22 protein-coding genes are annotated in these 22,409 nt (G+C 58.6%); 12 read left to right on the top strand and 10 right to left on the bottom strand.

The features are described 5' to 3' along the window. Positions 1-248 precede the first annotated feature (248 nt). The 5 genes from ACYVD0_RS13645 to ACYVD0_RS13625 form a co-directional block, all read right to left on the bottom strand. Positions 249-683 (bottom strand): hypothetical protein, encoded by a 435-nt coding sequence (locus tag ACYVD0_RS13645; RefSeq protein WP_460427302.1) that lies wholly within the window; start codon positions 681-683, stop codon positions 249-251. A 137-nt stretch (positions 684-820) separates the two neighbouring features. Further along, positions 821-1,891: a DUF5131 family protein gene (locus ACYVD0_RS13640; RefSeq protein WP_460427301.1), complete on the bottom strand. Its 1,071-nt coding sequence runs from the start codon at positions 1,889-1,891 to the stop codon at positions 821-823. A 250-nt stretch (positions 1,892-2,141) separates the two neighbouring features. Next, a complete protein-coding gene (locus ACYVD0_RS13635) occupies positions 2,142-3,077 on the bottom strand; it encodes a coiled-coil domain-containing protein (RefSeq protein WP_460427300.1) in 936 nt (311 codons plus the stop codon). Positions 3,078-3,317: 240 nt separating this feature from the next. Continuing rightward, positions 3,318-3,761, bottom strand: coding sequence for a hypothetical protein (locus tag ACYVD0_RS13630; RefSeq protein WP_460427299.1), 444 nt, complete (start codon positions 3,759-3,761; stop codon positions 3,318-3,320). Between the two features lie 63 nt (positions 3,762-3,824). Further along, a complete protein-coding gene (locus ACYVD0_RS13625) occupies positions 3,825-4,178 on the bottom strand; it encodes a hypothetical protein (protein ID WP_460427298.1) in 354 nt (117 codons plus the stop codon). Positions 4,179-4,192: 14 nt separating this feature from the next. Here ACYVD0_RS13625 and ACYVD0_RS13620 point away from each other — a divergent pair, with 14 nt between their 5' ends. From ACYVD0_RS13620 to argS, 12 genes are all read left to right on the top strand, one after another. Next, positions 4,193-4,423, top strand: coding sequence for a hypothetical protein (locus tag ACYVD0_RS13620; protein ID WP_460427297.1), 231 nt, complete (start codon positions 4,193-4,195; stop codon positions 4,421-4,423). 778 nt (positions 4,424-5,201) lie between these two features. Next, positions 5,202-6,203 (top strand): 4-hydroxy-2-oxovalerate aldolase, encoded by a 1,002-nt coding sequence (gene dmpG / locus ACYVD0_RS13615; RefSeq protein ID WP_460427296.1) that lies wholly within the window; start codon positions 5,202-5,204, stop codon positions 6,201-6,203. 36 nt (positions 6,204-6,239) lie between these two features. After that, positions 6,240-7,097 carry an acetylating acetaldehyde dehydrogenase gene (locus ACYVD0_RS13610; RefSeq protein WP_460427295.1) on the top strand — a complete coding sequence of 286 codons (858 nt, stop codon included), beginning with the start codon at positions 6,240-6,242 and terminating at the stop codon, positions 7,095-7,097. A 41-nt stretch (positions 7,098-7,138) separates the two neighbouring features. After that, a complete protein-coding gene (locus tag ACYVD0_RS13605; protein WP_460427294.1) occupies positions 7,139-9,295 on the top strand; it encodes a carbamoyltransferase C-terminal domain-containing protein in 2,157 nt (718 codons plus the stop codon). Between the two features lie 34 nt (positions 9,296-9,329). Further along, positions 9,330-10,553, top strand: a complete 1,224-nt coding sequence (locus ACYVD0_RS13600; RefSeq protein WP_460427293.1) for an 8-amino-7-oxononanoate synthase family protein — start codon at positions 9,330-9,332, stop codon at positions 10,551-10,553. Between the two features lie 68 nt (positions 10,554-10,621). Further along, positions 10,622-11,446, top strand: a complete 825-nt coding sequence (locus ACYVD0_RS13595; protein WP_460427292.1) for an HpcH/HpaI aldolase/citrate lyase family protein — start codon at positions 10,622-10,624, stop codon at positions 11,444-11,446. Continuing rightward, a complete protein-coding gene (locus tag ACYVD0_RS13590; RefSeq protein ID WP_460427291.1) occupies positions 11,443-11,970 on the top strand; it encodes a MaoC family dehydratase in 528 nt (175 codons plus the stop codon). The genes ACYVD0_RS13595 and ACYVD0_RS13590 overlap by 4 nt, the downstream gene beginning before the upstream one ends. After that, the gene (locus ACYVD0_RS13585) at positions 11,967-12,956 is read left to right on the top strand and encodes an ornithine cyclodeaminase family protein (RefSeq protein ID WP_460427290.1); all 990 of its coding nucleotides are present in this window, start codon (positions 11,967-11,969) and stop codon (positions 12,954-12,956) included. The genes ACYVD0_RS13590 and ACYVD0_RS13585 overlap by 4 nt, the downstream gene beginning before the upstream one ends. A gap of 44 nt (positions 12,957-13,000) precedes the next feature. Next, positions 13,001-13,768 (top strand): SDR family NAD(P)-dependent oxidoreductase, encoded by a 768-nt coding sequence (locus ACYVD0_RS13580; RefSeq protein ID WP_460427289.1) that lies wholly within the window; start codon positions 13,001-13,003, stop codon positions 13,766-13,768. A 51-nt stretch (positions 13,769-13,819) separates the two neighbouring features. Further along, positions 13,820-15,133, top strand: coding sequence for a hypothetical protein (locus ACYVD0_RS13575; protein WP_460427288.1), 1,314 nt, complete (start codon positions 13,820-13,822; stop codon positions 15,131-15,133). A 51-nt stretch (positions 15,134-15,184) separates the two neighbouring features. Then, on the top strand, positions 15,185-16,387 hold the full coding sequence (locus ACYVD0_RS13570) for an MDR family MFS transporter (RefSeq protein ID WP_460427287.1): 1,203 nt from the start codon (positions 15,185-15,187) through the stop codon (positions 16,385-16,387). 53 nt (positions 16,388-16,440) lie between these two features. Further along, positions 16,441-18,153, top strand: a complete 1,713-nt coding sequence (gene argS / locus ACYVD0_RS13565; protein WP_460427286.1) for an arginine--tRNA ligase — start codon at positions 16,441-16,443, stop codon at positions 18,151-18,153. Between the two features lie 327 nt (positions 18,154-18,480). Here the strand turns inward: argS and ACYVD0_RS13560 are convergent, their stop codons facing one another. From ACYVD0_RS13560 to ACYVD0_RS13540, 5 genes are all read right to left on the bottom strand, one after another. Continuing rightward, positions 18,481-18,645, bottom strand: coding sequence for a hypothetical protein (locus ACYVD0_RS13560; protein WP_460427285.1), 165 nt, complete (start codon positions 18,643-18,645; stop codon positions 18,481-18,483). A gap of 191 nt (positions 18,646-18,836) precedes the next feature. Next, positions 18,837-20,060, bottom strand: coding sequence for a tyrosine-type recombinase/integrase (locus tag ACYVD0_RS13555; RefSeq protein ID WP_460427284.1), 1,224 nt, complete (start codon positions 20,058-20,060; stop codon positions 18,837-18,839). Positions 20,061-20,338: 278 nt separating this feature from the next. Continuing rightward, a complete protein-coding gene (locus ACYVD0_RS13550) occupies positions 20,339-20,800 on the bottom strand; it encodes a helix-turn-helix domain-containing protein (protein ID WP_460427283.1) in 462 nt (153 codons plus the stop codon). 86 nt (positions 20,801-20,886) lie between these two features. Continuing rightward, a complete protein-coding gene (locus ACYVD0_RS13545; RefSeq protein WP_460427282.1) occupies positions 20,887-21,672 on the bottom strand; it encodes a metallophosphoesterase family protein in 786 nt (261 codons plus the stop codon). Between the two features lie 269 nt (positions 21,673-21,941). Continuing rightward, positions 21,942-22,376, bottom strand: coding sequence for an acetyltransferase (locus ACYVD0_RS13540; protein ID WP_460427305.1), 435 nt, complete (start codon positions 22,374-22,376; stop codon positions 21,942-21,944). Positions 22,377-22,409: the final 33 nt, after the last annotated feature.

The raw sequence follows: 22,409 nt of genomic DNA, 5'->3' as shown, positions 1-22,409 counted from the left end.
GCGCGTGCTTTCTCCAGTGTCTGTCTGTCCGGCGACATCGCCGCTTCCTGCTGATTGTTCTGTAGGTTGGACGCTGGCCGTGCTGAATTCCTTGGCCGGGAGCCGGCGGTTATCGCTCAGCACCATTGGATCTGGGGGCAGCAGACTAGCAATTATCGGCCGGGGCAGGATGGCACTGTGTCATGGCTTTGGAGGCGGTCGGGGGATCATGGAGGAGCTTTTCTTATCGGCTTGTTGGTCGGTCAGGCTCATCGGGCCTCCCCCTGGCTGCCACGGATTATTGCCGCCGGCGAGAGGCGGTCTGCAATGAGTCGCTGGCGCCTCACGCGGTCTGCTCGAAGCACCGCTTGTGGTACCCGTTGCCGGCGACCAGCAGTTGCTCGCACGCGGCCGAGGCCGGGGATATTGTCGCCCTCGACGTAATCCCGGACGGGCAGAGGGTATCCAAACACGGTGTTCCCACCCAGGAGATCCTGGGCTCGGGTGATCGCATACCTTTCCTGGAGAGCTCGTATCGGCTGATCCGAGCCGAACTTTTCTCTGGCGATGAACCTGGCATTGGCGAGCCGCATGCCGAGGCTTTGGCCATCGAAACGGGTTTGGCCGGCGAGGCTTGCCTTCAGCACCTTTTCGGTGGCGCGCAGCAAGCCGGGCAGGGTGGTATAGCGGGAGGGGGTGGCCATTGATGGAGCCTCCTTGGGAATGTTGGGTATGGGCCAACGGGCGCGTCCTGGTCAGCTCTGTAGGCCATAACGTTGAGCTGGCGGGCGAGTGCTTGCCCGCCCAGTGCCCGGGCGGGCTATCGGCGTTGGAAGGAGGATCAATTGCCTTGCTGGGCCATATTCATCCCGACGGCGGCGGGCCGGCATGCTGCTGTCTCTCCGGTCGGGTAGGCGTCATGCAGCTCGCCCTGCAGGAGGCGTCCAGCGGCACGTTTTCCAACGCGCAGCATCACCTCGCCGCCATTCGTGGTGGCTTCGTTCTCGAAGCAGTGCACGGTGCCGGCAGGGGCGACGATGAAGGCCGGAATGCGCTGTGCTTGCCCCAGTGCAGTGGAAAAGCTCTCGCCGGTCACTGGTGGGCGCCACTCGCCCCACTGCTTGAACAGGAAGGGCACGCCAGCCGCCAGACATTGGTCGCGCAGACTGGTTGCCCAGTGCGGATGCATGGCACGCGCGTTCGGGCCTGACTCGCCGCCGACGACCACCCAGTCAATCCGGTCCGGATATGGCGCACCGCCGTCGTCCTCTGCGCGTTCACACAGGTAGTTCTCTATGTGAACTGGCCCAAGCAGCGGCTCGATGCTTAACCAGCGCACAGCGGCCGGCGTCTCGAGCAGCTGCGGAATGCGCTCATCGGCCGCAGCTTGATTCTCGACGGTCACGCCCAGCCAAACGTTCGGCAATGGCCAGGTCACATGGTATGCCCCCGGCTTCAAGATGCCTTCGCGCTGCCCCTCGGCAATCCACCGAGCATCCTTGCTGCTCATCACCTCGCGCATGCGCTCGGCACGCTTGGTCAGGATCTGGAAGGTGTGATGCGTTGCCGATGCCATGACTGCGAAGATCCGCTGCATGACCTCCTCGGACATGTTCTCGTGAAAAAGGTCGCTCATGCTGTTGACGAAGATCCGCTGCGGTTTGCGCCGGCGCAGCGGCTGGTCCATGGCCGGCTCCACGACCTTGATTTGCCCATTCCACTGGCCACCCACTGCGAGCAGCCCGTCATAGGAACCCTGGCCCTCCGGTATGCCACGGCCACGGTCCATGCTGATGATCCGCGCTGCCTGCGCCTCGGCGTAGCAGTGCCGGCAGCCGTCCGAGACACGCGAGCAGCCCCTGATGGGATTCCAGGTGGCGTCGGTCCATTCAATTCCTGTCTTGTCGCTCAATGGTCGGTTTCCTTGCTTGAGGGGCCGCACACACGGTACGTCCTGGTTTTCTGTGGGCATGGTTGGTTCATGCCGCCCAGGCATTGCCATTGGGCTTGCCTGCAGCATGTTCAAGCTATCGTGGGTGGAAAGAATCCCAAGGGGGCGGTCGGCGCGTAGAGGGGGACGTACTGCAGCTGTTGTTGGTTCATGCCGACTTGCTGCCGGCATCACGTGTTGCAAAGATCCAGATGGTCTAGGCACTCAAGCCTCAAGCGTGAGTATCTTTGGCAGCTGGCTTCAGGCGTTCTATTTGCGCTCGCAACTCTGCGAGTTGACCGCGCAGTTCCGCGGCTTCGCCTAAGGCCTGTTTCGCCTCGGCGCCTGCCTCGCGTGCTTGCTGGCGGGCCTCCTCAATCTCGCGGACGGCACCGTCGAGGCGTGCTTGGGCGGTCTGGAGGTGGACTCGAGTGTCCTCGGTCTCCTTGCGCGCCTTCTCCAGGTCGCGGCGTAGCTCGGCGCTGGCCTTCGCATCCTCTTCGTGCTGCTGCATCGCGGCCAGCAGTTGGCCGTTGGCGGTGGCTTCCCGCTCGCGGGCGGCCTGCTCGGCTCGTCGGGCTTGCTGTATTTGCTCCATCAGATCGGCCTCGCGGCGAGACGCAGCCAGGGCCGCATCGTTGGCCGCTTTCTCGGCAGCAGCAGCGCGCTCGCGTAGCTGGGCGAGCTCAACGGCTTGTTTTTGCCGTTGCTCCAGCACTTCTGTCAGTCGTACTTGGGTCGCAGCCAGCTCTTCCTGGGTGCTGCCCAACTGCTGCTCCAAGTCCTCGACGGTTTGTGCCGCGTCGGCCAGCTCCCGCTCGGCCTGCTCGCGCTGTTCGCCGGCAGCCCTGACCACTTCCCTTACGCGCCGCGCGGCTGCTTTCACGGCCTTGTCGTTCAGCTCGACTGCCAGGGCCGCCAGGCGCTCGGTCAGCGCCCGGGCGACGGCCGCCAGTTCCTCGGCCACTTCCACTGGCAGTTCGGCCACCGGCTCGGCTTCGGCGACGGATGAGCGAGCCAGGTGCTCATCCCAGACCTGTTTCAGCCGGTTGGGGTTGCCTCCACCGACCTTCTGCCGAAGGGCAAATCCGGTGACGTTGCGGCCAGCCGCTTGCAGGGCTTCGCCTGCCTGGATGATCTCTTCTGGGGTGTATTCGCTGGGGCGCATGCTTGGTCTCCTATAGGATTTTGCCCAGCATCATACGAAACAAATAAACAAACTAACAAATAAACAAATTAAAGCAGTCTGGCTGACGGCATGAAGGGCAATAGAAGTTGCAGCAGGCTTTCGACCTTGGCGTGCAGGCGGTGCTGTGTTCGATTGCACGTTGTCGCTTAGGTAGTCCGCCTGCTGGCAGAGGGGGCTTGCGGTTGACCGGGCCGGCAAGCGCCAGCCCGGAGGGGGCGATCACTCGAAAGAGGTTTGGGCTTGTGCCTGAGCCAGGATCTTCTGGCGTATCCGTTGGGTTTGAGCCTCTCCGGCGGCAATTCTGGCCGCCAAGGCACCGTTCAGCTGGTCGACGAAGTAGGCCAGGTTGCCGGGAGTTTTCGGTCCCCAGAAGGCGTGCCATCGGGCCTTGCATTGCGCCTTCAGCTCGGGCGGCAGCGCATGGTAATCCTTGCGGACCTTGCGCCACTGCCGTGCATAGAGGTCACGCATCCTCTGCACGCTGCGCCGGTTTCGCTCGTCCCTGCGCCGCTTTTCTTCGTCCCAGGAGTGCTGCTCCTGGGCGATCTGATCGGCGAACAGCGGCATGGACTGCTGCTCGCGGACCAGCTTGCGATTGAAGGCGGCCTGCTTGCGGGAGGTGTAGGTGATCGCCTCGTGGCGCTCGGCGCGCTTGAACTGCATGACGGGTTTCCTCGGAGTTGAACGGGCTTCTGCTGACGGGATGGCCGGGCGGCGGGGTGCCCGTCACGGGTCGGTCGCCAGGGGAACTTCCCCCAGTACGCACCAGGCGATTTCGGCGTGATCGCTGCTCAGGCGGCCGATGATCGCGCTTTCCCACTCGTCCGGATCGGGCGTGCGGAGGCCATCCTCGTCGGTGAGGCGCAGCACGCACCCATCCGGCAAGATCAGATCCAGCGCCCTGCAGATGCCGCCGGTCTGGACCTCCCTGAAGCCGTAGAAGGCAACGGGGTCCACTTCGTAGCGGCCGCAGGGCGAGAGGTAGGGGTTGCGAATTTCGTCGCCTTCGTGAATGAAGGCCAGCAGGGCGGGATCGTAGGGGGCCTTATCGTTCCGGCCGGATTCGGTGATCAGGTACATGGTTTCGACTCCTCGTGAGTGGCAGCTACTTGCTGCAGGCCTTCAGGCTGCCATGGTCACGGAAGAACCCAAGTCGGGCGTTGTTCGCACGGCACGGCTTGGGCGCGATGGGCGGCCAGGCGGGTGGCCTGGTGCTGCTGGCGCTCGAGCAGTGGAGCCTGCTGCCAGCGGGAAAGGCCGCCCCGGCGGTTTTCGTGCAGGAAAAGAAAATGAAGGGGGACGTGACCAGTAGTCTAAACCTGTGAGGCTCATACCTGGCTCGCGGTTGATTTCGCTCAAGACTGAGGAAGGTATTGCAGATAGGCGATCAGGTCGATTTGCGAGCCAGTATCGCCTCCAGAGTCAAAAAAGCCTCTATTCGCGAACCGCCGATATAGCAAGCTCTGTCCAGTCTTCTCCAAATAGAAATCCAGCTCCGACTTACGAATGAACAACGCATTATTGCGGTAAGGGCCCGATGAGAATGCTATGAGTGCACCTGAAGCGTCTTGCCATCCGCGATGTTGATCCCAAATGAGGCCAACACTTCTCACCAGCATAACGCCTGATCCCAACCCCGGCTAAAGCGGGTTGACAGTTGCCGAAAAGCTATGAAATCATCCGAAACGGTTTTGGTTAGAAGCTGATGGGTTGGTCAGAAAGTCGCTGAAATAAAGTGCGGAGACCGATCAGATTGTGGTGATGAAAATCTATAGGATTTAACCGTGCCGTTATTTTGATGGCGGCTGTGAAAGTATTATGAGACCGGCAAGCGCTCCAAGGAAGTTATGCGCGGAACAGGATCTTAAGTCCAGCCCTTTCAAGGTCTTCGGCCGAACGCCGATCGGCTGCTTGCCGGCAAGGCTGTAGGAGCAGATTTATCTGCGATTGGCGGCAAGAGCATAAGCATCGCGAATAAATTCGCTCCTACCGAAGCGGTATCAACCTAACTCCCCCGGCTCTTCCCCCATGGGAAAGTGCAAGACCTTGAAAGGGGTGGATCTTAAGTCGCCCCATCGACGGGGAATGCAAAGGATTGCAGTTATGACAAAAGTTAAACTCTACGACCCGACATTGCGGGACGGAAACCATGCGCTTGGACATAGTCTTGGCTTAGTGGATATTAGTGCCTATTGCCTATCTGTGGATGCTTGCGGGCTTTACTGCGTAGAAGTCGGGCATGGAAACGGGCTGGGAGCGTCTTCTCTTCAACTGGGGTTAGCACCACACAGTGATGAGGCAATGCTAAGTACGGCTCGTGATGCCTTGCGTCAAACCCGTCTAGGGGTTCACGCCATACCGGGCTTTGCCAGGATTGATCACCTGCACATGGCGATAGATCAAGGCGTAGACGTGCTGCGTATTGCCTGCCATTGCACTGAAGCCGATACCACCGCGCGTTATATTGAATTCGTCAAAACACAGGGTGCCGAGGCGCAGGGTGTCTTGATGATGACCCACATGGCCAGTGCCCAGACATTGCTCGAGCAAGCCCGGCTGCAGGTTAGCTACGGGGCCGACGCCATTGTGCTGATGGACTCCGCGGGTGCTTACATGGAGCAAGACACCTCTGAAAAGATCTCACTGCTGGCCCAAGAGTTGCCGGTACCTATCGGTTTTCACGCACACAATAACCTTGGGCTGGCAGTAGCTAACAGTCTGACTGCTGTCGGGGCAGGTGCTCTAATGCTTGACGGCACCATCAATGGTCTCGGCGCCGGAGCAGGCAACACTCCGTTGGAAGTGTTGTGCGCTGCCCTTATGAGACTCGGCGTTGTAGAGCAGGCCCAAGCCTTTGCCGTAATCGCCGCCTCACAACAGACCACCGAAAGAATCAAACTCGGTCAACCCAATATCAGTGCAATGAATATTGTCAGTGGTATGTACGGAGTATTTTCGGGATTTGAAAAGCCGGTGTTGAAAGCTGCTGAGCAATATGGCGTTGCTCCGGTTGATATATATCGCATGCTGGGTAAAAGAAATGTTGTGGCAGGTCAGGAAGATCTGATTATTGAAGTTGCGATGAATTTGGCCAAGGCGCGCTGAGTTCACCTGATTTCTCATAAACAAGGAATGCGCTTCATGGTGCCTAGAGTTGCGATACTAGGTAGCGGCAATATTGGCTGTGATCTCCTTATTAAGGTGATGCGCAGTCCTTATTTGCGATGTCATTATTTTATTGGGCGTAATCAACAATCAGCGGGGCTTGAGTATGCCTCGAAACTCGGAGTGCGTTGTCATCATCACGGCATTGATGAACTGCTTGAGCATCTAAATGAAGTTGATGTGGTGTTTGATGCCAGCAGCGCTCAGGCACACTTGCAACATGCCCAAGTACTCGAAGGGCAAGGCAAACTTCTGATCAATCTGACCCCTGCCGATACGGGCACCTGGTGTGTGCCGACGATCAATTCGAACACATTAGGGGATGTTGAAAATCTCAACATGATCACCTGCGGCGGGCAGGCATCCCTGCCGATCGTGCATGCGATACGACGCACTGGGCAGAACCTCACGTATGTGGAGGCGGTGTCATCGATTTCCGCGCGTAGCGCCGGAGCGGCGACTCGCCTGAACGTGAATGAGTACCTGTGCACCACTGAGAGAGCACTCAAGCATTTCTCTGGTGCCCCGAATGTGAAGTCGATCCTCAACATCAATCCTGCCGACCCGCCGGTGGATATGCAAACCACCATCTTCGCCTTAATGGACAACCCGGATATCGACGGGTTGCGGCGTAGTGCCCGATCAATGGTTGAGCAGGTGCGTGAGTACATGCCCGGCTATTCAATGATCATGGAGCCCAGCTTGATCGACGGCAAAGTGATGGCCATGGTCCGGGCCACGGGGGCAGGGGACTACCTGCCGGCTTACGCGGGCAATCTGGACATCATCACCAGCGCGGCAGTTCGGGCAGCTGAAGATCGTTGCCGAAACTGAATCCAGGACGGATTTGAGCGTTATCTCAGAAGAGTATCGACATGACTAAGGTATACGGAACCTACGGGCCGAAGCTTAAGCGACTGCCCGAATGGGTCAAGCGCGTGACTGACGTTGTTTACACGAAATTGGGCCAGCGCCAGCATTTCTACAGTGGTGAAAGTACTTTTGCCCAGCAACGCGGGGATGAGTTCGCCCGGCGCCTTGCTCAGGGCGAGAGTCTCTACCTGCTGGGCGTCGGCCCGTTCGGGCACAACACGGGTGTTGCTTTGATCAAAGTCAGCACCAAGGATGGCATCAACATTATCGCGAACAATGAGGAGGAGCGTTTCAGCGCGGAAAAACACTCAAACAAATTCCCCGAGCACAGCTTGGCTGAGATCCGCCTGATAATGGCCAGCCGCAACATCGCGGCGAAGGATATCTTCTGCATCCTGGGCAGTTGGGATTACATCAGCGCCCTGGGCTTCGACCTGAAGATCATCTTTGAACACGCCCCCAGCAGCCTGACCTTACTCAATCCAAGGCACGATCCGAATTTCAACCTCAGTCACTTGGTCAAGGGCCTCGGCGCGCCGAAGCGGATCTCTCAAAGTTTGGGGCTGGAAACCACCCAGCCGCTGATCGGCATGCATCACCACAACAACCATGCTTACCTTGCCTATGCCATATCACCCTTCGCTCGGGAGAAAGAGCCGGTCATCCTCACGGTGCTCGATGGCACCGGCGACAATGGCGCCATCTCACTTTACGAAGTACGTGAGGGGGAGGTCATTTGCCATCGACAGAACCAGAGCACCATCGATTCGCTGGGCTACCTTTACGGTTACATCAGCTCGACTCAGGGCGGCTGGAGCTTTCTCAGTTCTGAAGGACGCTACATGGGGGCCGCCGCTTGGGGCAACCCTAGCCGTTTGACCAACCCGTATTACAAGCGGCTGCGCCAGATTCTGTATTTTGCCGACGAGGGCAACATCCACGTCAATCGGATCATGGCTAACTGGCATATCAAGAGTCACACCGAGCCTTACGGCCAGTCGTTGATCGACATTCTCGGTGCACCTATTGCCCCAGGGGACATGTGGAATCCGGACAGCGTCCTTAGCGTGGACGACATTGAACATTCGGAGATCACCCAGGATAGGGTCGACAAGGCCCAGGCGCTGCAACTGGTGTTTGAGGACGCGCTGTTTCATATCGTTGATTATCTGATCCGCAAAACGGGTGCACACAAGCTGGTGCTCACCGGCGGGACTGCGCTTAATTGCATCGCCAACATGCACTTGGTCAAGCACTTCAATCGTGATTACTTCAAGCGCTACCTGGGCCAGGATCAGTGCTTGAAGATTTGGGTGCCGCCAATCCCCAGCGACTGCGGCGTGGCCCTTGGGGCGGCGTTCCAGTTTGCCATGCGTAATGGTGCCGCTGCGCGCAACGATTTCGCCAGCCCTTATCTCTGCGGTCTGGCGCCGTCCACTGCGCAGATACAACGTGCGGTGGCCGAGGAGCAAGGGGTGGAGGCGCGTAAGATTGGCTCGCTGAATCGGTCGGACTCGCTGGTCGAGGTTGCACGTTTCATGGCCAATCTGGTGTGCAGTAACGCGGTGATCGGGGTGTTCCAGGGGCCGGCCGAAACCGGTCCTCGGGCCTTGGGCAACCGTAGCATTCTGGCTAACCCATGCCACCCCAACACCCTGGAGTTGCTGAACTCCAAAGTGAAGTTCCGGGAAAAAATCCGCCCTCTGGCACCCATGGTCACCCTCGAAGAAGCGCATCGGTTGTTTGAGTTGGACGAAGGGGCCAAGACCGATGACTACTCGGCCTACAACTACATGGTGCTTACTGCCCGTGCGCACCCTGAGGCCCGCAGCCGGGTTCCAGCAGTGGTCCATGTGGATGGCACCAGTCGTCTGCAGATCGTGCGCCAGTCTCTTAATCCGCTGATCCATGCCTATCTCAAACAGATGGGGAAACTGTGCGGCGTCGAAGCTTCGGTGAATACCTCGCTGAACGTGGGTAGCCCGATTGCGCAGACGCCTGCACACGCCCTGCAGACTCTCAACCGAGCCAAGGGTATGGACGCGCTGATCATGGTCGGTGCCAACGGCGACATCTTCGCAGTCTGGAAAACCGACAGCGACTTCAAGCGGCGGCTAGCGGTGTTTGAAGCCCAGCCCCTCGACGTATTGCCTACCTGAACGGCGCTCATTTATCCGGATTCTGGAGTTCATCATGACCGACAACACTCAACCTCAGGCCACTAATAAGTATCGCAACAACCTTAAGGCTTTCGATTACGGAAACCAGTTCTGGGACGAATCGGAGCGCAATGGCCTGGCCGGCATCGTTGCTAACCTGATGGGCGATGGCAGCCTGGAGACTGCCGACGGCCATCGTTTTATCAACGTCAGTTGCTGTTCCTATCTTGACCTGGACTCGCACCCGAGCATCGTTCAGGGCGCGGTCGATGCATTGCAGCGATATGGCGTATTGGATCATTGCATTTCTCGGATCCGCATCCAGATTCCAGCCTTGCTGGAGCTGGAATCGTCACTCTCGCAATTGTTCGACGCCAAGGTCATTACAGCGATTTCCGTCGGCGCCGCGACGGCGGGAATTTTACCGTTGCTGGCCTCCGGGCACCTGACTCAGGGCGTGCGGCCAGTGATGGCCTTTGACAAGTTCGCGCATTTTTCCATGAGCCTGTACAAGCCGGTGTGCGGCGACGAGACCGAGGTATTTACCATCGGCCACAACGACATGAACGCCCTGGAAGAGCTGTGCCGCAAGTATCCCAAGGTTGCCTATGTCGCCGACGGCACTTACAGCATGGGCGGGCACGCGGCGCTCTCGGACCTGTTGACCCTGCAGGAGAAGTACGGGTTGTTCCTGTATCTGGACGACTCCCATTCGCTGTCGATCGTTGGCCAGCGGGGCGAAGGGTATGTGCGTTCGCAGATTGCTGAGGTCAACGAAAATACCATCATTGTCGCTACCTTGAACAAGGCATTCGGCACCAGTGGTGCGGCCATCATGTTCGGCCCCAAGGGCAAGCAGGTCGAAGACATCCTGACCCGTTTCGGTGGGCCGATGGCTTGGTCGCAACCGATGAACACGGCTGCTATTGGTGCCTCCCTGGCTTCGGCGCAATTGCATCGCGGCCCCGAGCTGGCGGCTCGCCAGTCTGCCTTGTCGAAAAACATTCAGCTGTTCGACGAATTCATCCGTACCGAGCAGTCCGGCAACGCTTTCCCAATCAGGCTGGTGCAGTTACCCAACGACAAAGTGATCCGCAGCGGCCGGCTGCTTTTTGAAAACGGCTTCTATGTGTCGCCGGTGTTCTTCCCCATTGTGGCCAAGGATAACGCGGGGCTGAGGGTCATGATGCGTTCCTCCATCAGCGAGGAGCAGGTGCTTTCGATGTGCAATTTGTTGCGCGGCTGCATCGAGTCCTGACCCATATCCATTATTGCGAGTGTCCGGTTATGCAAACACCAGGTAATTCCGCGGCTCCGATTCCCCGCTTGCCTCGCTCGATCCTCTACACCCCGGCATTCAACCTCGAGCGGTTGATGGGCGCCCGAGAGTCAGGTGCCGATGTGTGCCTTATCGACTTGGAGGACTCGGTTCCTCCGGCCAAAAAGGATCAGGCCCGAGAGCATTGCCTGCAACTTATCAAGGGGCCGACGTCCTCTTCCCGGATAGCCGTACGGATCAATGAACTGCGCTCACCCCACGGACTGCTTGATCTTGGCGCGTTCATCAGCCAAGGGCTAGCCCCGGACATCGTTGTGCTGACGATGGTCCGGGACGCTTGTGAGCTTGAGATTGTTCATTCGCTGCTGAGCAGCCTGGAGCGCGAGGTGCAGCTCTACGTCACTGTGGAAACTATGGAGGCGATCGACACTATTGACGACATTGCCAGCCAGTGTTCGGGCCTGGTGTTCGGTTCGGCAGATTTCGCTGCCGAACTGGGCGTAGATATCGGCTGGGAGAACATGCTTTATGCCCGCCAGCGCATCGCCAATGCAGCGGCGCGCTACGACATTGCCGCCATCGACACTGCTTGCTATCACCTGGATGACCCGGAGTTGCTGCTTCAGGAGAGCCAGGCGGTCAAAGCCTTGGGATTTCATGGCAAGGCGATCGTCCATCCGCGACAGCTGGCCACGGTGATGGACGTCTTCACGCCTAGTGCCGCGGAGCTTGAGCGGGCTCGAGAGATCCTGCGCCGCTCGAAGCACAGCAACGGTGAAATCTTCACTCTGGACGGCGACATGATCGGGCCTCCGTTTATCAAGAAAGCACGCAAGCTGCTGAATAATTTCACTCAGGGGGCGCACCCATGATCTCGACGCTGCAACGGCTGGAAAACGGTGAGTATCTGGAGTCGCCAGGCATGTTTTTTGAAGACTTCACGCCTGGCGACGTGATCAGGCATTGGCCTGGGCGCACGGTGTTGGAAACCGACAATACCTGGTTGACCCTGTTATCGATGAACCAGCATCCGCTGCATTTTGACCAGGAATACGCCAAGAACACTGAGTTCGGCAAAGTCTTGGTTAACAGTGTGGTGACCTTTGCCATCATTAATGGCATGTCGGTGCAGACCATGAGTTTTCGCACCATTGCCAATCTGGGCTGGGACAAAGTGCGTTTGAGCGCCCCGGTGTATATCGGCGACACCCTCTATGCCAAGTCGACGGTTTTGGCCATTCGACCCAGCCGGTCGCGGCCTGGGCAGGGGATAGCCACCATCGAGACTGAGGGTTTCAAGGTAGACGGTACCGTAGTGCTCAGCTACCAACGTTCTTTTCTCGTGCCGCGGCGCTCGTCTCTGAACGAGCCGGCAGTCGAATTGGAGGCGCGATGAAATTTCTGAGTCTCGATCGGCAAGCCATGGCCCAGGCGCTATCGATGCCCGAGGCCATCGAAGCGCTGCGGCGGGCTCTGGCACCTGCCATGAGTGACGGCGTGCAGGTGCCGGCGCGTACCATCATGACCCTAGGTTCCAGCGCGGACAGCAATCAGGTGCTGGTGATGCCGGCGGCCTTGCCTGAGGCGCAAACCGTTGCGGTTAAAATTTCCACCATCACGCCGAACAATCCGAGCAATGGCCGACCGCTGATCCACGCCGTGGTGATCCTGCTCAACAGCCGGACGGGTGAGATCCTGGCTTTGATGGAAGGCGCGCACCTCACAGCACTACGTACTGGCGCCATGGCTGGGCTGGCCACCGACCTGCTGGCGCGGCCCGAGTCTCGCGTGCTGGCAGTGATCGGTGCGGGTGTCCAGGCGCGCAGCCAGATTGAGGCGGTCTGCGCTGTGAGACCTATCGAGCACGTGTTGATTTATTCAAAGACGCCCGACAAGGTCCAAGCACTAGCCGCCTGGGTCAGCGCATCCGGGCTGTGCGCGCAGGTGACGATATCCGACAGTGTGGCCCAGGCCGTGCGCCCGGCGGACATCATCTGTACTGCGACGTCCACGGCGAGTGCTGATCCGCTGGTTCGAGCCACGGATGTGCGGGCTGGAACCCATATCAACGCCATCGGCGGCGTCGATGAAATCGCCTGTGAGATTGATCCTCTGCTGCTCGGGCAGGCCGCAGTTTACGTCGAGGAGCGTGACGCAGCACTGCGTGAGGCTGGCGAGCTGATTCAAAGCCTGCGTCTTGGGGTACTGATGCCCGGTGATGTGCAGGAAATCGCTAGCCTGCTGAGCCAGCCACACCGGCCGCTCAGCACTGGCAACAGCCTGTTCAAATCGGTGGGTACGGCCATTCAGGATGTGGCGGTGGCAGCGGCTCTTCTGCATTCGGCACAGGCACTGAGCCTTGGTGCACACGTCAGTCTTTAGAACAACACCAGCGCCTGGTAGCCAGGCATGACAAGGATGTATTCATGGTAAAGCAACGATTGTCCGGCAAGAACGTGCTGATCACCGGCGCCAGTCACGGCATCGGTCAGGCCATTGCCCTGGCTATGGCGCAGGAAGGTGCCAATGTCGCGTTTACTTATCAGCGTGACGAAGTCGCAACGGCACACGTGCTGAGTCAGTTGCGAGAGCTGGGAGTAGTCTGCGAGGCGTTTCAGGTCGACGCGGGGGACGAAAGTGCGGCGCAGCACTTGGCCGAGCGGGTATTCGCTGTGTTCGGTGAGTTGCACGTGTTGGTCAACAACGTCGGCATCACCACGCGCACGGGGTTTCTCGAAACGTCCATCGACGATTACCACAAGGTGTTGAACGCCAACCTTCGCTTCCCGTTCTTTCTTACCCAAGCGGTCATCGGCCATATGCTGGAGCGGCGAATCGCTGGCAGCGTGATCAACGTTTCCTCGATCAGCGCGTTCAAAGCGATCAGCCTGATGGCCCACTACCAGGCCTCCAAGGCGGCACTGTCGATGTTGTCCAAAAGCCTGGCCTATGAGTTCGCCGCTCAGGGCATCCGCGTCAACACGCTGTCGCCCGGGCTGACGGCTACTCAAGGTAATCGCAACCAGTGGCAGGATGATCCGCAACTGTGGCGCGAGCGTGGCAAAGACATTCCTCTTGGCCGCGCGGGTACCCCACAGGACCACGCTGGAGCTGCGGTATTTCTGGCCAGTGACGAGGCCTCCTGGGTAACCGGCGCCGACATCGTGATCGATGGCGGCGAAGCGACTCTCTGATTTATCCCATCGCAGGTTTTTCCTCTCTTTCTCTTTCAGGAGGCGCCACCCATGAATTTTGTGAAGCTCAATCGCCCGTTGTTCGATGCGTTTGCCCTGCGCGACCCGCAGTTGATCAAGCCCCAGGGTTTCAAAGCGACCCCCTTTCCTTTGGCGCTGTTTCCCGCCGATGCATTTGAGGCGGTGGCGGCTGACTTACGCCTGATATTAAGCGCGCAGTCGCAAATACTCGCGCACCTGTTGACCCTGCATAGCCGCCAGGACATCCTCGATCTTTTTAATGTCCCCGCTCAGATTCGAGACTTGGTGGATTGGTCGTTGCTGGAAAAGGGCGGACGACTGATCGGGCGCGCGGATGTGCTGCTAAGCCAGGACGGTCAGTATCAACTGTGCGAATTGAATATAGGACCGGCCATTGAGGGCCCGCAGATGCATGACTTCAGCGCTCGCTTTTTGGCGTCGAGAGGTGTGGAGCTCAGCGAGTTCAAACACGGGCAATCACCCTATGTCGATTTGGCGCGGCTAATCCAGAGGCTGTGTAAAGAGGAGCAACGCACCCGAGTGGTGCTGCTGGACCTTGAGGCTTACCAGCCTTGGAGCGGCCCTTCGGCCTACCAGCCGTTGCTTAACTATGTACGCGATGCTTGTCCGGACTTAGACGTTGTGCTGATCAAGGAACATCAATACCAGGCGCAGTGGTTGACGCCTGAAGAAGGTGCTCGGACGTTGGTCTATCGTTTATTCCTTGAAGAGGAAATCGTCGATGGTGGTGATCTCGTTCGGCGTATCTGCGGCTCGGGTGCGCTGCTGCTTAATACGTTTGAGAACTACGTGACCGGCTGCAAGTCGTGGTTTTCACTGTTCCATGATCCCGCATTGCGTAAGGTTCTGGACCCTGATCAGAAGGCCGCCATCGACCGCCGTATACCCCTGACGGTGCGGGTCAGCCCGGAAAATCTTCCAGGCTTGCTACAACGGCGCGAGGAGTTGGTGTTCAAACCCTGTAACTCCACGGGTGGCAAGGGTGTGATCCTCGGCGCAGAAGCTGAGCCCGAAATGATTCGTGCCAGTATCGGTCAGAAACACGCTGAATGGATTGCCCAGGTCAACATCCGGCAGTGCTCGTATGGCTTGCCACAAACCCTTTGGAATAATCCAGTGGAGCAGTTCGTAGTGTTTGGTTTGTACTACATCAATCAACAGATGTCCGGTCTTTACTTCCGCTGTAATGGCCGCTCCAAAGCGGTCAATGTATTGTCCGGTGGCATGCCAGGTTGGGCGCTGCCAATCACTGATCAGGAGCATCAGGTGCTGATCACTGCGCTCCATGCTCAGGAGAATGAACCGTGCCAGGTAACACAGTGAAGGAGAACGTGAAGGGTTTGGCCCCCTCATTCGGGAGAAGTGGGCCGGCTCATGGCTGAAAGAGTTTTCAGCTGGACGCGCTACAGAACCTTGCCCCAGGAAATCCATGTGGTCCTGTTCGGCACTCTACTGACCCGTAGCGCGTTTTTCCTGATCTGGCCGTTCCTGGCGATTTTTCTCTACCAGGACTATGGCTTGGGAGCGACGGTCATCGGCACCTTGCTGGCAGTGGCTATGGTGGGCGGTGCGCTGAGTAGTATCTACACCGGCTGGTTGTCCGACCGTTTTGGCCGTCGTCGGTTGGTCCTGGCGGGGGCTTTATTGAGCGCACTGTCGTTCTTGCTGTTCATCAAGGCCAACTCGGTCTTCTGGTTCGGACTGGCGGTAGCTGGTGTGAGTGTTGGCTGCTCGCTGCTAGAGTCAACCTGCAAGGTTCTTATAGGTGATTGCGTAGAGGATTTGCCCTCTCGGGAATTGGCGTTGTATGTCAATTATTTCCTGGTGAACGTCGGCGCATCCATAGGGCCTTTGGTTGGAATGTTACTGTTGTCCAGCGCGCGTACGTTGGTGTTCGCTGCGTGTGCACTGGTTTACACAGTGTTTGGCCTGCTTCTATGGCATCTGTTGCGAGACATGGAGGCTCGGTTACGGCGACATACCAGCAGCTTGACGCCGAACTTCCTGGTGGCCTTTGGCGCAGTCTTGAAGCATCGACGTTTCACCCTGCTTATGCTCTGTAATACCTTAGCCGCCTTTGTCTACGCTTCGTTCGATTCGACCCTGCCACAGTACTTGGCGCGTAGCGAAGTGCAGGACCCAGTCACCTTATTGGTGATCCTGATTACGCTCAACTCGTTGATTGTTGTTTTTACCCAATTCCCCATATTGCGCCTGCTGGAGGGCTATTCCACACGCTGCCGGCTGTTCTGGGGGATGGCCCTGATGCTAACCTCGCAACTGGTATTCGCTGGCTCGCCTGTGACGGTGTTGTGGGGGCTGGCGCTTGCCACACTGCTGTTGAGTGTGGGCGAGTTGATCGTGTTTCCCATCTTCAGCATTGAGGTCGACCGGTTGGCTCAGGAAAGCCTGCGCGGCACCTATTTTGGCGTTTCCAGTCTCTACCGCGTGGGCATTGCACTCTCGCCGATCTATGGTGGCGGGATGCTTGATCTGGTGGGCGGTCAATGGATGTTCATAGGGCTGGCTGCGCTGTGCGGTGTGGTCATGGTGCTGCAAAACTACGCCGTCAGGTGAGGGGCAGGGTTGCCGCCTGATGTTTTTATCTTCAAGGATTAGGTGTATCCGACATGTCTGTAATGCGCATTCTGGACGAACGATTTGCTGCGGCCCTAACTGAGCTGGGTGCTGTTGATAGTCCACCGGTGATTCAGTTAGCCAGTCGTCCCGAGTACGGTGACTTCCAAATGAGCGGGGTTATGGCGGCTGCGAAGAAGCTGGGTTTGGCGCCTCGTGAAATGGCACAGCAACTTGTGCAGCAAGTAGACCTCGACGGTGTAGCCGAGCACCTGCAGATTGCGGGTCCGGGGTTTATCAATATTTCCATTAACAACGACTTCCTGTGCAAGCGCCTGGAGCACGCATTACTTGCTCGTAACTTGGGGATCGAACCCCAGCCCGCCAAGCGAGTGATGGTGGAATACGCCTCTGTCAATTTGGCCAAGGAAATGCACGTAGGGCATCTGCGTGGCAGCATCATTGGTGATGCCCTGGCCCGGATCAATCTGTTCATGGGTCAGGATGTGATCCTGCAGAGCCATGTCGGGGACTGGGGAACTCAGTTCGGCATGCTATTGGCGTACATGAAGGAAACGACTGATATCCAGCGGCAGGACTATGAACTGCAGGACCTGAACCGCTTCTATCAGCAGGCTAAGTTGCGTTTCGATGAATCGGAGGATTTTTCGCGCATCGCACGGGACTATGTGGTCAGGCTGCAGCAGGGGGATGCCGAAGTATTGCGCATGTGGCATGCCTTCGTAGAGGTGTCGCTGTCTCACTCCCTGGATATCTTCCAGCGCCTGGGTTTGCTGCTGAAGCAATCGGATATCCGAGGCGAAAGTTTTTACAACGACGACTTGCAACCCTTGGTTCAGACGCTGCAGGACAAGGGCCTGCTTACCCTCAGCCAGGGTGCCAAGGTCGTTATGTTGTCGGAGTACACCAACAAAGAAGGCCAGGAAGCGGCCTTTATCGTCCAGAAGCAAGGAGGAGGCTTTCTTTACGCCACCACCGATCTGGCAGCTATTCGCTTCCGAACTCGGCAGCTCAAGCTTGATCGCTGCCTGTATGTCGTGGATGTGCGCCAGGCCCTCCATTTCCAGCAGTTGTTCCTGGTTGCACGCAAGGCTGGCTTCCTGGCGCCGGACGCGGGCTTCGAGCATGTCAGCCATGGCACGATCAAGGGGCCCGACGGCAAGCCGCTGAAGACTAAATCCGGGGAGTCAGTCAAGCTTGATGCGCTGCTCACCGAGGCTGTAGAACGAGCGGATGTGTTGATCGCAGCCAAGGACAGTGGGCTCGACCCCGCGACTCGTAAGCAAGTGGCCCAGGTCGTGGGTATCGGTGCCATTAAGTATGCTGATTTATCTCGGCACCGCACCACCGATTACGTCTTTGACTGGGATGCGATGCTGTCCTTTGAAGGTAATACCGCGCCTTACCTGCAATACGCGTATACACGCGCCAATCGTGTACTGCTCAAAGCGGGTAACGTTGACGAGCAAGTCCTGAAGATCATTGAACCCCTTGAGCACAAGCTTGCCCTTGAGCTGCTGCGTTTCGAAGACATAATGCTTCAAGTTATGCGCGAGAGCTTGCCGCACGTGCTCTGTGGTTATCTCTACGGATTAGCAACGGCGTTTTCACGCTTCTATGAGTCTTGCCCGGTGATCGCGGCCGAGCAGGTCGACGGTTCGAGGCTAAAGCTCTGTGAGTTGACAGCGCGGACTTTGAAGGAGGGACTGGAACTCTTGGGAATCGAGGTAGTCGAGACCATGTGATATACGGTCGACACAGCCTGAATATCAATACCATCCCATCTTCTGCGCACAGTCGAGGGCTTGGCGAGAGAGGGGGTGGCTCAGGCTGATTTGCATATTGCTGGTGAGATAAGCACTCAATGGTGGAATGGTTGCTCACCTTGTAGTTTTTTCGTCTTGGGCAAAGAGCGAGAGCGTTTCTTGCTCTTGAAGCCCCCCGAAAACAAGCCCGGAATTGAGTCTTTTCCGGCTTCGGAAAGAAAATAAATCCCTTAGATTTCAATCGGTAGGACGCCAACTGCGCGTCTCGTTTCCCGCTCCACTTCCACTTTTGTTACGCGAGAGTGATCAAGGCAGTTGACGCGCGACCTCTTTCTGGTCGTCAGAAAGCACTGAGCAATCACGCTCAGCTAGACCCGCCTCGCGGATTACATCAGCGGCCATGGTCGTCTGGTCATGCAGGCGAACCAGGAGCGCCGCTGCATACAGTACGCCTTCTTCAAACGGTGTCATGGAGTCTCCTCGCATTGAGTGGTGTAGGGTCAGCGTCGCATGGCAACAGGAAAACCCAAGCCCTGGCCGGACCTACTCGCACAGGGCAAGCTGGGTGCAATGGATAATCGGCACGGTAAAACATCCCTCCTCGTCCTGGCGCTGCTGGCGCACCGAGCGCTGGGCCTCATGGCCAGCGGGAAATCCCGCCCTCACTCGCCCGAAACAGGCTCCGATACCGACAGTGCCTTGAAAACCACCTCGCGCTCGAAGGTGCCCAGGAAGGCGGACCACTCCTCCATCAGCGCCCGGCGCTTGTCCAGCAGATCGCCGCGGTTGTAGGCCGCCTCCACCTTGCTCTCCAGCGTGTGCGCCAGTGCCATCTCGCAGACCTCGCGCGGATGGTTGGTCTGCTCGGCAGCCCAGGTCCGGAAGGTCGAGCGGAAGCCGTGGGGAACGCAGGCTTCGGCCCCCACGGCGTCGAGCACGCGGCGCAGGGCGTTGCCCGGGAGGGGGCCGCTGCGCCGGGCATTGGGAAACAGATAGTCCCGGTGATTGCCCCGCACCTGCTCCAAGACCTCGAGCATGGCCTCGGTGAGCGGTACCCGGTGAGCACGCTTGGCCTTCATCCGGTGGGCCGGGAGGGTCCAGATCCGGGCCTCCCAATCGAACTCCTCCCAGCGGGCGCCGCACACTTCACTGCTGCGGGTCGCCGTGAGGATCAGCAGTTCACAGGCGCGAGCGGCCGGGCCCGGCAGCCGGTCGAGCTGGTGCAGGAGCGCGGGCACCTGCTCGGCCGGCAGGGCCGGAAAAGGGAGGGTGCTGCGCTTGTGACGCGGGAGGAGCTTGTCGAGGTGGCCACGCCAGCGCGCCGGGTTCTCTCCCGTGCGCAGCTGGCGGGCCTTGGCCGCATCGAGGATCAGCTCGATGCGGTTGCGCACCCGGGTGGCGGTGACCGGCGTCGTCGACCAGATCGGCGCCAGCACATCGAGCACCTGATCGGTGTCGACCTGCGCCACCGGCAGTTCGCCGATCCGGGGGTAGACGTGGGTGCCCAGGCTGTTGCGCCACTGCACGGCATGGCGTGGGCTCCAGGACGGGGCGTGGGTGCGCAGGAACAGCTCGGCCTCGGTCTTGAAGGTCGTGCCCTTGCGCCGCTTCGCCCGCGCCTCGTGCTGCAACTGGTGACGCTTGCCGAGCGGGTCGATGCCTTGGGCCAATTCCAGGCGCGCTTTATCCGCGGCCAGTCGGGCATCCCGCAGCGAGACCGCCGGGAAGGAACCCAGCCCCATGTCGCGGCGGGCGCTCTGGAAGCTGTAGCGGAACACCCAGCTTTTCGTCCCTCCGGCGGTGACTTTCAGGAACAGGCCCCGGCCGTCCTGGTAGGTGCCGGGGGCGGTGGTTTCCTTGACGAGCTTCGGTGTCAGTTTGCTCATGATGATTCAACCGGGCTGGTGGGCGATGGCAATCGGTGGAGAACGGGTTTGCAGGGGGAATCTATTGGTGGCTGGCGCAGATCCCAGCGTACTGTACGCAGAGACTTTATCCTCGTACAAATCACCTATAGGCCGCATAAATTGTGGATTCTACCAGTCACCCGCAGGACAGTCCCACAGCTTCCCCCACGGTGTGATCCCCCCATCGGGGCCGGCCTGCTGGCGCGAGCCAGGCACCCAACCAGGAGAAGGAGCCGGTTCCCCGCCGGCCTCTTCGGTCAATGGGGCGAGCGCTTGCCGAGGGCTCGGCCGATGCGAAACGCCACCCAGGCCCAGTACTCGAGAACCGTGTCATCCTCGCCGATCGAGAACGCCCAGGTCGTCTTGTTGAACAGCGGATGCTCGTTTTTTCCAGCTTGGCGATACTTGTCTTCCAATTGTTCAGCGCTCAGGCCGGCATCGTTCAAATACGGGGTAATCAACTCGGCCTCGCTCGGAAGTTTCTTTTCACCGATACGGAAGGCCAGCCAGGCCGGATTGACTTGAATAAAGCGGGCAATCTTTTCAATGTCGGAAAGGATGGGCTGAGTTGTTCCGTTGGCATAGTCGGCGAGCACTTGCTCGGAAATACCCGTACCCACCGAAATAGCATGTCGACTATAGCCAGAACCATAAAGGCAGGCCTTCAGCCGATAGGCGAAACCCGAGCTGGAGCAACTATTGATGAGGAGTGGACTCACGTTTAAGTCCTCGCTGTCCGTGCGAGTTTAGTTTCGGGGGCTGATGAGAAAACAAAACTTTCCTGTTTGCTCAGCCCCCGTAGTTATTATTGAACTTCGCAGAAACTTTTCTCGCTGGCGCAAACTTTCTCGACAGAAAATATCGCCTCCGATCCGCCGATCTCCACCAGGGTGAGCCGGCCTCCCTCGAAACAGCCGCCCGTGTCCAGGTAGCGGACGTTGCCCAGGTCCAGCACCTCGTCGACAACGGTGTGTCCGACATAGACCCGCTCGATGCCGGCGATGGGGCGGGTGTCGGCGGCGTCGTACCGCTTCCTACGCCACAGGGCCTCCGTGACGTGGTGGTCGCGATAGGAGTCGCCCAGCTCGCCTTCCAGCGCCTCCACAAAGCGTTTCCAGCTTGAGCAGGTGCATTCGGCATGCACCACGCCATAGCGCTCGCCCGAGCGCCCGGCGATCTCGATGGCCACGGGCAGCTCGTTGAGAAACCTGCCTAAGAAGGGGCGTAGCTCGTCGCTCAAGGCATAGAACCACTTGCCGCCATGCTGGCGGTGGCCGACTGGCTCTTCGAACAGGCCGGCCTCCACGCACCACTGATCGTGGTTGCCGCGAACGGGCTTGAACCAGGGCTTCAAAAGCCACCAGGCGACACGGTGGGACTCCGGCCCCCGGTCCACCAGATCGCCGACTGCAAACAGCCGGTCGGTTTGCTCGTTGAAGTCGGCCTTATCCAGCAGGCGCTGCAGCAGGGAAAATTCGCCGTGGATGTCACCCACGGCAAAGTCCCGGCCCTTCTGGTTGGGACCGTACTGGACGAACAGGCGGTTGGCGGAGGTATGGACCGGTGTCAGGTGGCTGGATGCGTTGTTCATTGCGGGATCTCCGGTTTGGTGGATGGCTTCAGCCTTTCACCACTGCCGGAAATCCCAAGCGGCCTAAAAACCAAACGGCCGCAGCTGACTATCATTCCAGGCGGAAAAAATTTCCTTGGCTTGCACGTGTGGGAAGACAATAAAGTTTCATCCTGAGTCGAGCGAGAGGACGTGCGCACTGACGATGTGCCGCGTCCCCAACCGACCCGCCGCAACAGGCAGAAACCGGCCAAAAGCGGACATGCGTGAATGACCGAAGATCGAGCTACCTAGCTCTTGCTTAGGTGTAAAAGAGGATAGAGCCGCCCCTCATCGTCGGCCGCAGAGCGGCCAGTTTCGATGAATCCCATTCGTTTATAGAATCCGACCGCTTGCTGGTTTTGCTCATTCACATCAACGGTAAGGGAGCCGGAAACATGTTCAGCATGCACGATGAGCATTCTACCAATGCCTTTCCCACGTAATTCCGGTTCGATGAACAGAGTGTCGATGTGGGCTTGGGAAAGCCCCATGAATCCGATAGGGCGATCGTATTCATCGACAGCAACCCATACGTCGGTATTAGGAAGATATTTTTCCGACACACTGGTTTCGATCTCTTGAAAATCCTGCTCCCTCAAGAAGTCATGGGTTGCTTGGACGGATCTGTGCCAAATGGCGACAAGTGCTGGAAGGTCGGCTGATGTAGATATCCGAATCTGAATCATAGGCTTTCTTGAAGCTGCGGGGCGGACAGG

The sequence above is a fragment of the Azotobacter armeniacus genome (assembly GCF_054779355.1).
This window is presented reverse-complemented; position numbering and strand designations above follow the sequence as displayed.

Coding starts and splice junctions, on each gene's coding strand:
- ACYVD0_RS13645 (WP_460427302.1), bottom strand. CDS start 683: ATGGCCACCCCCTCCCGCTATACCACCCTGCCCGGCTTGCTGCGCGCC.
- ACYVD0_RS13635 (WP_460427300.1), bottom strand. CDS start 3,077: ATGCGCCCCAGCGAATACACCCCAGAAGAGATCATCCAGGCAGGCGAA.
- ACYVD0_RS13630 (WP_460427299.1), bottom strand. CDS start 3,761: ATGCAGTTCAAGCGCGCCGAGCGCCACGAGGCGATCACCTACACCTCC.
- ACYVD0_RS13625 (WP_460427298.1), bottom strand. CDS start 4,178: ATGTACCTGATCACCGAATCCGGCCGGAACGATAAGGCCCCCTACGAT.
- dmpG (WP_460427296.1), top strand. CDS start 5,202: ATGACAAAAGTTAAACTCTACGACCCGACATTGCGGGACGGAAACCAT.
- ACYVD0_RS13610 (WP_460427295.1), top strand. CDS start 6,240: ATGGTGCCTAGAGTTGCGATACTAGGTAGCGGCAATATTGGCTGTGAT.
- ACYVD0_RS13605 (WP_460427294.1), top strand. CDS start 7,139: ATGACTAAGGTATACGGAACCTACGGGCCGAAGCTTAAGCGACTGCCC.
- ACYVD0_RS13600 (WP_460427293.1), top strand. CDS start 9,330: ATGACCGACAACACTCAACCTCAGGCCACTAATAAGTATCGCAACAAC.
- ACYVD0_RS13590 (WP_460427291.1), top strand. CDS start 11,443: ATGATCTCGACGCTGCAACGGCTGGAAAACGGTGAGTATCTGGAGTCG.
- ACYVD0_RS13585 (WP_460427290.1), top strand. CDS start 11,967: ATGAAATTTCTGAGTCTCGATCGGCAAGCCATGGCCCAGGCGCTATCG.
- ACYVD0_RS13580 (WP_460427289.1), top strand. CDS start 13,001: ATGGTAAAGCAACGATTGTCCGGCAAGAACGTGCTGATCACCGGCGCC.
- ACYVD0_RS13575 (WP_460427288.1), top strand. CDS start 13,820: ATGAATTTTGTGAAGCTCAATCGCCCGTTGTTCGATGCGTTTGCCCTG.
- ACYVD0_RS13570 (WP_460427287.1), top strand. CDS start 15,185: ATGGCTGAAAGAGTTTTCAGCTGGACGCGCTACAGAACCTTGCCCCAG.
- argS (WP_460427286.1), top strand. CDS start 16,441: ATGTCTGTAATGCGCATTCTGGACGAACGATTTGCTGCGGCCCTAACT.
- ACYVD0_RS13560 (WP_460427285.1), bottom strand. CDS start 18,645: ATGACACCGTTTGAAGAAGGCGTACTGTATGCAGCGGCGCTCCTGGTT.
- ACYVD0_RS13555 (WP_460427284.1), bottom strand. CDS start 20,060: ATGAGCAAACTGACACCGAAGCTCGTCAAGGAAACCACCGCCCCCGGC.
- ACYVD0_RS13545 (WP_460427282.1), bottom strand. CDS start 21,672: ATGAACAACGCATCCAGCCACCTGACACCGGTCCATACCTCCGCCAAC.